The sequence below is a fragment of the Ensifer oleiphilus genome, from assembly GCF_013371465.1.
GTDB lineage: Bacteria > Pseudomonadota > Alphaproteobacteria > Rhizobiales > Rhizobiaceae > Ensifer > Ensifer oleiphilus.
This window is the reverse complement of record NZ_JABWDU010000008.1, coordinates 150,884-165,135: the sequence shown is the minus strand read 5'-3', so window position 1 is coordinate 165,135 and position 14,252 is coordinate 150,884. Positions and strand designations below refer to the sequence as shown.

The following is a 14,252-nucleotide window of genomic DNA, read 5'->3' as shown; positions in this document are numbered from 1 at the left end:
TGCCGCGTATTTACGCCTGCGGCTAAGCCTTTCGCATAGCGCCCCGGCCTGAATCGGTAATGGACCCCCGGTGGGCTGCCGCGTTAGTTTCTCACCATGACCCCATCTGTTCGCGAACCGCGCCATTGCTTGACCCGCCGTCCGTCAGTTCGGCGCTTCGTCCGACCTGCCATCGGTTGTCTGTGGATGTTGATGCTCGTGTCCGGCGCCTCGGCTGACGAATACACGGGCGGGGACACAGGCGACGCGCTTCCGGTCGACGATATGCGTCTGACCTTCGATGAGAACTTTGATGAGCTGGATGTATCGGCCTGGGGGCCTGGCACCCGTTGGATCGCGCACACGCCGTGGTCCGGGGATTTCGGCGGTGCCCGCTTCGCCAATCCCGGCGAACGCACGCCTTTCAAGACCGAGAACGGCATCCTGAGGATCGAGGCGAAGCGTGATCCGGAGGGAGACTGGCAGTCCGGCCTGCTCGCGTCGGTCGATCCCAAGGGCAACGGCTTTGCCCAGCAATACGGCTATTTTGAAATGCGCGCCCAACTGCCGGTCGGTCCCGGGGTATGGCCCGCCTTCTGGTTGATTGGCAAGGATCGCTCGAAGTCGACGGCGGAAATAGACGTGATGGAATTTTACGGCGACAAGCCGGACGGTTACTCCTCGGTCATCCATGTCTGGCATCGAGACGACAAGAACGATTCCCAATTCAGCCGGATCGAGGTGTTTCGCGATGCCGATCCCCAGGACTTTCACACCTATGGGGTGAAGATCGATTCCGAGTTCATCCGGATGTATTTCGACCGGAAACTCGTCTGGAAGGCAGAGACACGGCCCGAGCACCGGCAGCCGATGTATGTGCTGCTCAACCTCGCTCTGGTCGAAAAGACGGCGGACCAGGCGCCTGATCCCTCCCACATGTTCATCGATTATGTCCGGGCCTACGACCTTCCATAGGTCGTGCGGGGACTGCATGTTTCCTCAAAGTCCATCCAGTTCAAGGGTGAGAACATCCCGCAATTCGCGGTGCTGCAGCAGCCTTTGTCCGTCTGACAGGACGCGCGCCGCTGTCGATCGTTTTCGCCTCGCCCACGCCTCAAGGTCCACTGCCGCGCGCACATCTGGAAACGCGTGAAAACAAAGCGAAAACAAATGGTTCTGCCTGCGTGGCGTGAGGGGTTGTCCGCGCATCTCCCCAGGTCGCATCCCCCTAAGGACTAAGTGGAGCTAACCCTTTTGATGGCCGGGTATCGATGCGGCTATCCCAATGATCAGCTGTTCATTTTTCGCCACCATGGAATTCTGGCTGACGACGGCATTGCAGCAAATTTCGCCGGCCGTCTGTTGCCGGGAGGGCGTCTGGGTCTTTCCGCCAGGCAGTGAAGCGAGAGGAACAGGAGGCGAAGTATGGCTGAGTTCCGATTTTCCGGAGCGGACGGTTCGGCGGTGATGCCGGCGCGCGCGACGGGTCGCTCGCAGGAAACCGTGTCTTACGATCCGGAGCGCTCGGTTCATGCCATCGTTCATCAGCAGGCTCAGGCGGCTCCGCAGGCGACGGCAATCATCTTCGACGATCACTCGATCACCTATGGCGAACTTGACACGCTCTCCGATGCGCTCGCCGCCTACCTGATGGACCAGGGCGTGACAAAGGGCGACATCGTCTGCCTCTTCGTTCCGCGGTCCCTTGAGACGATCGTCGCCATGCTGGCCATCCTGAAGGCAGGCGCTGCCTATCTGCCCCTGGACACGACCTTTCCCGTCGACCACCTCGACTACGTCATCGGCGACTGCGAGCCGAAGGTGGTCTTTGTCGATACCTGCACGCTTGTTACGATGCGCCAGGTTCCGAGCGTCAAGGGCACGATCGCCAACCTCCACGCCCTCGTTGGCGATCTCGCGCACGCTCAGGCGAAGCCATTCGAACAGGTGGCTGTCGCCGGTGGCGATATGGCCTACGTCATGTATACGTCGGGTTCGACCGGCCGCCCGAAGGGCGTCGCCATTCCGCATCGCGGCATCACCCGGCTCGCGCTCGATCAGAACTATGTCGAGCTCGGCAGCGGCGACGTCGTGCTGCACGCGGCCACAATCGCGTTCGACATCGCCACCTTCGAGGTCTGGGGCACGTTGACGAATGGCGGCACCATCGCCGGTTTGCCGGACGGAAATTTCTCGATCGGCCGGCTGCGGGACGTCATCCGCGACAACGGCGTCACTGTCTCCCTGATCACTACGGGTCTGTTCAATCTGCTCGCCGATTTCTCCTGCGGCGAACTGCCGACGTTGCGACACCTGATGTTCGGCGGCGAAGTCGCCTCGGCCGAACATGTCAAACGTTTTCAGAAGGCGCATCCGGAGTGCCGCCTGACCAACGGCTACGGCCCGACGGAAATCACCGTGATCGCCACCGCCTTCGACATCCCCGCCGGGTTTGACGGCAAGGATGTGCCGATCGGCCGCGCCGTCGGTCACACCGGAATACTGATTGTCGACGAGGACCATCGCCCGGTCGGGCGCGGCATGGAGGGGGAACTGGTTCTCACCGGCGAAGGGGTCGCCATCGGTTACTTCCGGCGTCCCGAACTGACGGCGGAGCGGTTCGTCACGATCCGTACCGACGAGGGCGATGTGCGCGGCTATCTGACGGGCGATCTGTCCGTGCTCGGCAACGACGGCATCCTCCTCTTTCGGGGCCGGCGGGACCGGCAGATCAAGTTGAACGGAAAACGCATCGAGCTTGATGAGATCGAGGCCGCCTTGCGGCGTGATCCGCGGCTCGCCGATGGCGTCGTTATCTGCCAGCATCTGGACCAGTCCCATAAGCGGATCGTCGGCTATCTGTGCCCGCACGAGGGGACGCGGACAGACGATGCAGAGCTGATCCGCGGTGTGATGGAAAGGCTGCGCAACAGTCTTCCCGCCTACATGATCCCGAGTGCAGTGATCGTGCTCGATCAGTTGCCGCTGCACCAGTCGGGCAAGGTCGACCGTGCCAGGCTACCGCTGCCGGTGGACGCATTGCCCACCGAAAACGCGCCCGTCGCCAGCCGAACCGAGGCGGTCTTGCAAGAACTTTGGTGCAGCGTCCTCGGCCTTCAGGCCGTAGAGCTCGATCGCAACTTCTTCGATTTCGGCGGCACATCGCTGCAGCTGATGCGGGTGCATGCGGCGCTGGAGGTAAAGCTCGCCCGACCGATCGATGTGGTCGCGCTGTTCAAGCATACGACCGTTCGCGAACTGGCTGGTTTTCTTGACGGAAAGTCGTCGGCCAGTGCCCGCACGATGACGGCGGCCGAACGTGCGGCACGCCAGAAAAAGAACATGTCCCACTTCCGCAGGAGCGCCTCATGACGGTTTTCAATGGTTCGGACGACGCGCGCGGTTCCGATCGCAACGACCAGGACGTGACTGGCATTGCGATCATCGGCATGTCCGGTCGCTTTCCGGGCGCTCCGTCGGTCGAGGCTCTCTGGGACCTGGTCTGCGAGGGGCGGCACGCGTTTTCGAAGCTGAGGCCGGACGAGATCGAGGACTCTTTTACCGACGAGGAACGCGCTGCGGCGAACTATGTCCCGGCCCGACCGCAGCTTCCTGATATCGACATGTTCGACGCCGAGTTCTTCGGCATGTTCCCGCGCGAGGCCGCGGTTACCGACCCGCAGCACCGGGTCTTCCTGGAAGTCTGCTGGGAAGCGCTGGAGCGGGCCGGGTACGATCCCCATCGCTATCCCGGTCTGATCGGCGTTTTCGCCGGGGCGTCGATGCCGACCTATCTCATCAACAATGTGCTGGGCGAACGGGCGAAGGCCGAGGAGTTCACCTCAAACTATCAGATCGGCTGCTTTCAGCAGATCGTCGGCTCGCTGACGGACGTGCTGGCGACCCGCATCGCCTATAAGTTCAATCTGCGCGGGCCGGCAATCGCGATCCAGTCGGCCTGCTCGACCTCGCTTCTGGCGGTGTCCCAGGCCTGCCAGAACCTTCTGACCTATAGCTGCGACATGGCGCTTGCCGGAGGGGTGTCGATCACCATTCCACAGCGGCGTGGCTACATCTACCAGGAGGGCGGCATGGTCTCTCCCGATGGCGTCTGCCGGCCGTTCGACGCGCAGGCGGCCGGAACGGTTTTCGGCAGCGGCGCCGGCATCGTGCTTTTGAAGCGGTTGGAAGACGCCCTTGAGGATGGAGACCGGATCTTCGCGGTCATTCGCGGCTACGGCATCAACAATGACGGTTCGGACAAGATCGGGTTTACCGCACCGAGCGTCGAGGGGCAGGCGGATGCGATTTCGTCGGCGCTGGCAAATGCCGGTGTCGATCCCCAGACGATCGGTTATGTCGAATGCCACGGCACAGCGACGCCGCTCGGTGACCCCATCGAGTTCGGCGGATTGCGCGCCGCCTTCGCCGATGCTGGCGACATGCGGCAGCATTGCGCATTGGGCTCCGTCAAGGGCAATGTCGGTCACCTCGACGCCGCCGCCGGTGTCTGCGGCTTGATCAAGACGACGCTGGCGCTCTATCACGCCAAGATCCCGGGAATGGCGAACTATCAAAGGCCAAACCCGCGCATCAATCTCGATGAGACCCCCTTCTATATTCCCGCCAGCACCACCGACTGGCCGGTTACCGAGGGTCCGCGCCGCGCCGGCATCAGCTCGTTCGGCGTCGGAGGTACCAATGTGCACCTCGTACTGGAGCAGGCGCCGGCATCGCGGGGGGATACCGACGCTATGGCGCGGGGGCCGTTTATCCTGCCGTTGTCCGCCCGCAACGAGGCCGCGCTTGCAGCCATGCGGACGAACCTGCGCGATCATCTGCAGGCAAACCCGGCATTGCCGCTGGCACAGGTTGCCAACACGCTGCAGACCGGACGGCGCGCCTTCAGCCATCGCACCGCGATTGCCGTCAACGATATCGAGCAGGCGATCGAGCGCCTCGGCGATGAAAGGGTGGCAAGCGCGGTTGCGACCGACCGTCCGCCGCTCGCTTTTATGTTCCCCGGCCAGGGCTCGCAATATGTCGGCATGGGAGCCGCACTCTACAGCCGCGAACCGGAATTCACCCGTTGGATCGATCGGGGCGCCGATCTGCTCCGGGCGCCGTTGAAGACGGACCTGCGCGATTTCATCTGCCACAGTGGCACCGTCAGTCAGGCGATGGCCGACGAGCAGCGCGAAACCCGCATCGCCCAGCCTTGCCTCTATCTCGTCGAATACGCGCTGGCGCGCCTTTGGATGAGCCGCGGCTTGAAGCCCGACGCGATGATCGGCCACAGCGTTGGCGAATTCGTCGCCGCGACACTGGCCAATGTCATCTCCTTCGAGGACGGAGTGCGGCTCGTCGCTGCGCGCGGACGCTTGATGCAGTCGCAGCCTCAGGGCGCAATGGTTTCCGTGCGCGCCGATGTGGAGACGGTCACGGCCTATCTCGGCGACGGGGTCGAGGTCGCCGCGGTCAACGCGCCGAAACTCTGCGTGATTTCCGGAACTTTCGATGCGGTCGATGCGGCGTGCGCGGCGATGGAGCGCGCCGGTGTCGCCTTCAGCCGGCTTCACACCTCACATGCATTTCATTCGGCAATGATGGACGGCGTCACCGATGCCCTGCGCGAGGAGACCGCAAAGGTCACCTACGGCACGGCGATTACGCCTTACATCTCCTGCGTCACCGGCGCCTGGCAGACGGGCGAGCAAGGCATGTCGCCCGACTATTGGGCGAAACATTGCCGTGCCGCCGTCCGGTTTTCCGACGGACTGGCGACCCTTTGCGACGGGCGGAAACCTGTCTTGCTGGAGGTTGGGCCGGGTCGCACCCTGTCGGTCTTCGCTGCACAGACGCTCGGCCGCGATGCGGTCAGCGCCGTCGTCCAGTCGCTGCCGGAGCATGATCGTGCGCATGCCGCAGGCGACACGCTTGCCGAAGCCCATGGCAAGCTGTGGATGTCGGGCTGCGACCTCAACTGGCCGGCGTCGCTGGCAGCCGGCACCGCGCCCCTCATTCTACCCACCTATCCGTTCCAGCGGCAGCGCCATTGGATCGACGCGCCTGCCTCCACGCGGCGCGGCGAAAGCCGGCCGGCATCACCGGTCGCGCAGCTCTTCGCCGCCGAGCCGTCTTCCATCGACACTCAAGTGCAATCGTCTGACGGGATGAAAATCATGAATGTTGCTACACCGGCCGTTGTTGCAAGCCGTATCCCTGCATTGCAAACCTCGCTCATCACTTTGCTCAGCGACATGTCGGGAGAGGCGCTTGGGCCCGGCGAAGCGGGTGCGACATTCCTTGAACTCGGTTTTGACTCGCTCTTCATCGGCCAGTTCGCCCAGAGGATCGAGAAGGATTACAAGATCAAGCTCTCGTTCCGGGAACTGTTGAGCAACATTCCCACCATCCAGGATCTGGCCGCGCATCTCGATCGGCAGCTGCCGCCCGAGCCGCAGCAGGCGCCGGCGTCAGTGGCCGCTGGAGCTGAAGTCACCCTGCCGCTTACCGCCGCATCCGCCCCGCCAGTCGCAGCACCGGTTCTCCCGCCTCTTCCGGTTGCCCCTGTCACCATGGCTGCGCCAGTTGCCGGCATCGAGGCCGTCCTGCAGTCGCAGTTGCAGATGTTGCAGGCGGTCGTTTCGCAGCAGCTCCAGGTGCTACAGGCAGCAGGCTCCGCCGCCGCCCCGCCGGTGACGGCGACCGTTGCGGCGGCAGCGATTGCCAATCCGGCTGCGACGCCTGAGCCGCAGCCGCTGGCCAAGGATTTGGTTGATCCCACTGCCGACGGTGAAATCGGAGCGGGCCGTATCAAGCTCTATCGTCCGGGTGCCAAGAGCCTCGCGCCAGAGATGACCCCTGAAAAACAGGCGTTCGTCGCCAACCTGATTGCAGCCTACGAGGCACGGAACGGAAAGTCGAAGAGCTTCACCGGCCAGAACCGGAAGTGGCTAGCCGATCCGCGCACAGCTGCCGGCTTCCGTCAGGACTGGAAGGAGATCGTCTTCCCTGTCGTCTCAGATCGGTCGAAGGGGTCGCGCATCTGGGATGTCGACGGCAACGAGTATATCGATCTCGTCAATGGCATGGGCCAGACGGCCTTCGGGCATGCGCCCGACTTCGTCGTGGAGGCGGTGAAGGCGCAGGCGGACGCCGGCTTTGCCATCGGACCGCAAACGCCGCTTGCCGGCGAGGTCGCGGAAATGATCGCGGAGATGACCGGCCACGAGCGCGTGACCTTCTGCAATACCGGCTCGGAAGCGGTGATGGCGGCTATGCGCGTGGCGCGCACGGTCACCGGCCGGGATCGGATCGTGATTTTCGGCAACGACTACCACGGGCAGTTCGACGAAGTTTTGGTCAAGGGCAAGAACCGGGCAGGCGCACCGGTCGCAATACCGGTCGCCGCCGGTATCCCGGCCGCCTCCGTCGCCAACATGACGGTGCTTCGCTACGGCGATCCCGAAAGCCTTGACTGGATCAAAGCCAATGCCGGCGATATCGCCGCTGTTATCATCGAGCCGGTTCAGAGCCGTCATCCGGAGTTGCGGCCTGTCGAGTTCGTGCGCGCACTGCGCGATATCGCGACGAAATCCGAGTTCGCGCTGGTCTTCGACGAGGTCGTCACAGGCTTTCGTGTCGATCCCGGCGGTATGCAGGCGATCTGGGGCATCAAGGGCGACATGGCCACCTATGGCAAGGTCATCGGCGGCGGCATGCCGATCGGCGTCCTGGTCGGCGACAGCCGCTTCATGGATGCGCTCGACGGCGGCTGCTGGAACTACGGCGACGACAGCGTTCCGATGACGGCGCCGACCTTCTTTGCCGGGACATTCGTGCGCCATCCGTTGGTGCTGGCTGCGGCGCGCGCCGTTCTCCAGCACATCAAGGGTGAGGGGGCGGCACTCTATGGTGCGGTCGCCGAGCGCACGCAGGCTCTGGTCGCCGAGATCAACGCGGATCTCGCCCGGCGCGGGATCGCCAGGTCCGTCAACGGCTACAAGAGCTGGTTCTTCACCGAGTTTGGCAGCGACGATCCGCTCGGTTCGCTTCTCTATGCCAAGATGCGCATGCAAGGCATCCATATCCAGGACGGCTATCCCTGCTTCCTGACGACCGCCCACAGCGAAGCGGATTTCCAGGCGATCGCCGCCGCCTTCCGCACCAGCCTCGATGCACTTCAATCGGTCGGAATTCTCGGCACGCAAAGCCAGCCAGAGGAAATCGTGCCAGCGTCCGCCGGCGTAAAATTTGTCCGGCCGTCGACGGCGCCGCTGACGGAAGCGCAAAAGGAAATCTGGCTTGCCGCCCAGGCCGGCGATGAAGCCTCCTGCTCCTTCAACGAGTCCTTCACAATGGTCTTGGACGGGCCGCTCGACCGGGAGCGCCTTGGCCGGGCACTCGATGCCGTCGTTGCGAGGCACGACGCGCTGCAGATCCGGTTCGCACGTGCGGGCGATCATTTCGAATTCATTCCCGATTTCGAGCTCGATGTCGCCGAGATCGACCTTGCTGGCGAGAGCGATGGCGAGGTGTTGTTCCGGCAGCTGATCGATGAGGATGCCCGGACCCCCTTCGACCTTGCCAACGGGCCGCTCGTCAGGGCTTCCATCGTCAGGATGGCTCCCGACAGTCACCGCCTGGTCTTCACGGCGCACCACATCATCTGCGATGGCTGGTCGGTGAATGTCGTGATCGAAGAACTCGCCGCGATCTACTCGGCCTATGCCCACAACACCGAAGCCGATCTTGCGCCGCCGCTGTCCTTTGCCACCTACGCGACTGACCTGGCACCCAATGCGGAGATAGCCGGCGCGACCGAACAGTTCTGGCTCGACCAGTACAAGAACGTTCCCGATCTGCCGGATATGCCGCTGGATCGGCCACGGTCGGAACGCCGCAGCTTTGCCGGCGGGACCGTGACCGGACATATCGAGGCAGAAACCCACAAAGCGCTGAAGAAGGCGGGGGCAAAGTCCGGTGCGACGCTGTTCTCCACCTTGCTGGCGGCGCTGCAGATCATGATATCCCGCCTCTCCGGCCAGGAGGACATCGTCGTTGCCATACCTTCGGCCGGGCAGAGCCTGCTCGACGGCCAGACGCTCGTCGGCCACTGCGTCAATCTTCTGCCGCTTCGCCAGACGGTCATGTCGGACGGGCGTTTCGACGAACATCTCAAAGCCACACAACAGCTCGTGCTCGGCGCGTTCGAGCACCAAGACTACACCTACGGCACGCTGGTGCGCAAACTTGGCGTCAAGCGCGACACGCATCGCCTGCCTCTGACGGAGATCCAGTTCAACCTGGAGCGGGTGCCGGACAATCTGGATTTCGGCGGCCTGCAGACCAAGATTTCCTCGAACGCCAAGGCGTTCTCAAACTTCGACATGTTCTTCAACCTGACCGAAAGCCCCGGGGGCGTTCGCATCGACGTCGACTACAATGCCGAGGTCTTCGAACGCAGCACGATCGAACGCTGGATTGGCCACTTCGCGACACTGGTTGCGGCGTTGGCCGTCGATATTGCCCGGCCGATCACCGACCTGCCGCTCCTGTCTGAAGCCGAACAGACCTGGCTTGCACAGGAGCTGAACGACACCGCCGCCGCCTACGATCGCGACGCATTCGTCTTCTCGCTGTTTGCCCGCAAGGCTTCCGAGCGGCCGACGGCCATCGCCGTCGAACTCGACGGCCAGACGATGACCTATGCCGAGCTCGAAACTCGATCCAACCAATTGGCCTGCCGGATCCAGAAAGCCGTGCCGAAGCCGGGGCAACGCATCGCGCTTCTGGTCGAACGGTCGCTTGAGATGGTGGTCGCGCTGCTGGCGATCATGAAATCGGGACACGCTTACGTGCCGCTCGACCCAGCCCATCCGGAGACGCGTCTGTCCCAGACACTGGCGGTTGCGAGTGTTGCCGGAATGATCTGCGACAGCGACCGCGCAGAAGCTCTGGCCGGCAAGGACATCGCGATCATCCGCGTCGACGGTGAACAAGGCGCGACCAGCCCGGCCGCGGCGCTGCCGCAATTGCCGACGGACGCAGCGACGCCCGCCTATATCATCTTCACCTCGGGATCGACCGGAGCACCGAAGGGGGTCGAGGTTTCCCATCGTGCGCTCGTCAATTTCCTCACGTCGATGGCGCGGGAGCCGGGGCTCACCGATCGCGACACCATCGTCGCGGTAACGACGATCTCCTTCGACATCGCCGGCCTCGAACTCTACCTGCCGCTCGTCACAGGCGCGAAGGTCGTGCTTGCCGGCCGGCACACGGTGCGCGACGGTTTCGCTCTCGTCAGGCTCATCGAAAGCTGCGGTGCGACGGTGCTTCAGGCGACGCCGACACTCTGGCAGATGTTGGTTGAGGCAGGTCTTAGCCGCCCGGGCCTCAAGATGCTGTGCGGTGGCGAGCCGCTTCCCAAGGCGCTCGCGTCCTCGTTGCTCGGCCTCGGGGGCGAGCTGTGGAACATGTACGGCCCGACCGAGACGACGATCTGGTCGTCCGTCCAGCGGATCGAGGATGGCGAAAAGCCGATCACCATCGGCCATCCCATCGCCAACACGCAACTTCTCATCCTCGACAAGGCGGGCCGCGTCGCCGCCATCGGCGTCACGGGTGAATTGCATATCGGTGGCGAGGGCCTCGCCAACGGCTACTTCGCCCGCCTCGACCTTACCGAGAAGGCCTTCACCGATATCGACATCGGCACAGGAGTTGTTCAGCGTCTCTACAAGACGGGTGATGTCGGCCGGCGGCTGGCGGATGGTTCGTTGCAATTGCTCGGCCGGCGCGATCAGCAGATCAAGCTGCGTGGCTTCCGCATCGAGCTTGGCGACATCGAGGCTGCGATCTCCAGCGCAGAAGGCGTTCGCCAATGTGCCGTCGTCGCTGCCGAAAACAGCAACGGCGACAAACAGCTCGTCTGCTACGTGATCCCGGAAAACGAGAACAGCAAGCCGACGACATCCATGCTCGCGGCCCATGCTGAGGCCAACCTGCCGGCGCATATGGTCCCCAGTTTCTGGGTGCTGGAAGAGGCTCTTCCCCAGACGGCCAACGGCAAGCTGGACCGCAAGACCCTCGAACAGCGTGGCCTGCCGCAACGGGAGGTCGCGGCCATCCGGGTGCCGCCGCGCACTGCCATGGAAACACGGCTCTGCGAGATCTGGCGCGACGTGCTGAACGCGCAGGAGATCGGCGTCGAGGACAATCTCTACGCGCTTGGTGCAGATTCTTTGATCATCTTCCGCATTGCTGCCCGCATGCTGGACAGTGGCCTGCAGCTGGAGGCCAAACACCTGATGATGCATCCCTCCATCGCTGAACTCGCCACCTTCGCCGAGACCCGCGACGACGGCGAACTGAGCGGCACCCAGCCGCAAGTTCCTTCGCTGAGAGATTTCCGCAATGGCGCGCGGCGCCGGTTTGAGCAGGTATCACGAGCATGAAAGAGACGAACAACACTGCACCTGCCGCCGAAGCCACCGTGATTGCGGAGTTCCCCTGTTCCCAGACCCAGTTGCGCTGCTGGATTCTCGACCAATTGAAGCCGGGCAATCCGGCGCTCAACGTCGCGGTCCGCTGGGAGATCCGTGGCGCCTTCCGATCGTCGACGCTGGAGGCGGCGTTTCGCACGGTGATCCAGCGCCATGAGATCCTGCGCACCCGGTTCGTCGAGGTGGGCGGCAGGCCCTGCCAGCAGGTCGTTGATCAGGTCGACTTCAGGATGTCGGTGATCGACCTGCGCAACGTGCCCGCTGATCAGCGCGATCAGCGCATCCTGTCGATCGGCGAGGAAACTGCGCGCGCGCCTTTTGATCTCAGCAGTCCCTACCTCTTCCGCGTCTCGCTGCTGATGGTGGAGAACGAACGGGGCTTTCTGCTGATCACGGCCCACCAGAGCTGCTTTGACGGCTGGTCGATCCGCGTGCTGGGCCGCGAGGTCGGCGAGATCGCTTCGGCGCTGGATGCCGGGCGGCAGCCGGCCGTACCCGAACTGCCGCTGCAATACGGTGACTTTTCGCTGTGGCAGCAGGAGTATCTGGGCAGCTATGGCTTCGAGACCGAGAAGTCGTTCTGGCGCGAGCAATTGACCGGCGCACCGTATTTCGAGGTTGTTCCGGATACACCGCGTGGGCCGGTCAAAACCAGCCGCGGCAACATCCTCTCTGTCAACAATACCGGCGATTTCAGCGAGCGGATCGACGCTGCCGCACGCGCTCACCGGGTGTCGCTCTACAGTTTCGGAGCTGCCGTCGTTAGCGCCTTGCTGCAGCGCTACACCGGGAAGAATACCGTCATGTTCGGCTCGCAGGTCGCCGGGCGCGACGAGACGGACCTGGAGAACCTCATCGGGGTCTTCATCAACAATGTCGTTCTGCGCTTCGACATGGGGCGCGACATTACCTTTGCCGAGCATGTGCGTTCGGCAAGCGCAACGGTGACCGCTGCGCTCAATCACCACAGAATGCCGTTCAACAAGCTGGTGGAACTGGTCAATCCGGTCCGCGACCCCTCGCGCAATCCGCTGATCTCAGTGAACTTCAACCTTCAGAAGGCCTTCCTCGAAGACCATCAGTACGGTGGTTTCGAGTTGCTCAGCGCTCCGTCGCAATCCCCTGGCGTCATCTACGATCTGAGCTTCATCATGATCGGCAGGCCGAGCGGATGGCGCATGTCCATCGAATACAATGCCGATCTGTTCGAAAAGGCGACGATCGAATCCCTGCTGCGGCTCTGGCAGGAAGCCTACGAAATGGCGCTGGAGCAGCCCACAGCTCCGCTCTCCGCATTGACCATCCCACCGCGGGAGATCAAGACGCAGCCTGTCGAGACGGGGCGCGCGACGGCGATCGAACAGATGCTGGCCGCCCATCCATCCGTCGGTTCGGCTGTGGTCCTGCTCGAAGAAGATGGAAAACGCGCCCATGCCTTCGTCACACCGGCCCCGACGACCACGGAACCGCTCGATCGCCTGCCGGAGCATTTGATGGACTATCTGGGCCGGCAACTGTCCCAATCCGCCATGCCCGGCGGCATCAGCGTGCTCCTCAATTTGCCGCGCGATGCCAGCGGCACCGTCGATCGCACCGCGTTGCGCATTCCCGTCCAGCCGACCGCTGTCGCCAAGGTGGTCGCCGACCGCCTCGAGCCGGCGAACACTCCGGCGCCGGCCCCGGCGCAACCCGACCAGACCAGGGCGCTTGCGGCGATCTGGGCAGAGGTGCTCGGTGTCCCGACGATCGCGCCGCACGATAACTTCTTCGCGCTGGGCGGCCACTCGCTTCTGGCATTGCGCATGCTCTCCGGCGCCCGATCGAAGCTTGGTGCGAAGGCCGACCTGGAGTTGCTCTTCAAGGAGCCGACGTTTGGCGGCTTTGCCAAGGCGCTGTTCGGCGGAACGGAACCGAGAGGGACGGAACTGGAAGGCCCGAGTGCAAGCCCCTGGTCCGTCAGTGCTTGCGGGCGCACCGATGCGCCCTATACGCTCTACACCCTCAACCATCCGTTCCTCTACTACAAACTTGCCACCGACCTCGGTGATACCGTGTCGGTCTACAACGCCAACATGTTCCATGCGGACCTCACCGGCGATCTCGCCTCTATGTCACTTGAGGAGATCGCCGGGCATGCCGTCGACAGCATGGGCGCAGACATTCTCAAAGGGCCGGTTGGCGTCATGGGGCTTTGCGTCAACGGTGTGCTGGCGGTCGAAATTGCCCGTCAGCTGCGCCAGCGCGGCGCAGATCTGCGGTTCGCAGCGGTCATCGATGCCTGGGCGCCGGGCTATGTCAGGTCGCAGTCCCGGCTGCGGCGCCTGCGTTGGAACGGTGAGCGCCGCCTGAAGCGCATCGGCTACTTCACCCGCAAGCTCTTTTCCGGCCGCCTCAGTTTTGTCGACTATCTAAGAGAGTTCAGCTTCACGCTGGCCTTCCTCCAGCGCCTGGGCGTGCGGGCTGGGACCTATTCCCGGGAAGAAGAAGTCAATGCCGATGTTACCGATCTGCTGGTCAACGCAGCGCGTCGCTACCGGCCTCCAGCGACCAACGAGAAGTCCGTTCTGCTTTTTCGAAGCGAAGCCACCCATCGCCGCGCCCGCAAGCTGCTCTTCGGCTGGGGGGGAGCAATCGCGGCGGACACCGAGGTCTTCGACCTGGAGGGCTGGCATGAGGATAGCCTCAACAGCAACAGCATTCAGGCCCTGGCGACGATTGTCATCAACAGATTCCGCTCTCATCACGAGGGCTGAACGCGGCGTGCGA

The 14,252-nt window shown here is 63.4% G+C and carries 4 protein-coding genes; all 4 read left to right on the top strand.

The window, feature by feature from the left end; genetic code table 11:
• Positions 1-186: 186 nt before the first annotated feature.
• The 4 genes from HT585_RS25440 to HT585_RS25425 all read left to right on the top strand — a co-directional run bounded on the left by HT585_RS25440 (position 187) and on the right by HT585_RS25425 (position 14,239).
• Positions 187-954, top strand: a complete 768-nt coding sequence (locus HT585_RS25440) for a glycoside hydrolase family 16 protein (protein ID WP_176355588.1) — start codon at positions 187-189, stop codon at positions 952-954.
• Between the two features lie 450 nt (positions 955-1,404).
• Positions 1,405-3,351: a non-ribosomal peptide synthetase gene (locus tag HT585_RS25435; RefSeq protein WP_176355587.1), complete on the top strand. Its 1,947-nt coding sequence runs from the start codon at positions 1,405-1,407 to the stop codon at positions 3,349-3,351.
• Complete coding sequence (locus HT585_RS25430; RefSeq protein WP_176355586.1) at positions 3,348-11,438, top strand: non-ribosomal peptide synthetase/type I polyketide synthase; 8,091 nt, start codon at positions 3,348-3,350, stop codon at positions 11,436-11,438. Before HT585_RS25435 ends, HT585_RS25430 begins: the two co-directional genes overlap by 4 nt.
• Positions 11,435-14,239, top strand: a complete 2,805-nt coding sequence (locus HT585_RS25425) for a condensation domain-containing protein (RefSeq protein ID WP_176355585.1) — start codon at positions 11,435-11,437, stop codon at positions 14,237-14,239. Before HT585_RS25430 ends, HT585_RS25425 begins: the two co-directional genes overlap by 4 nt.
• Positions 14,240-14,252: the final 13 nt, after the last annotated feature.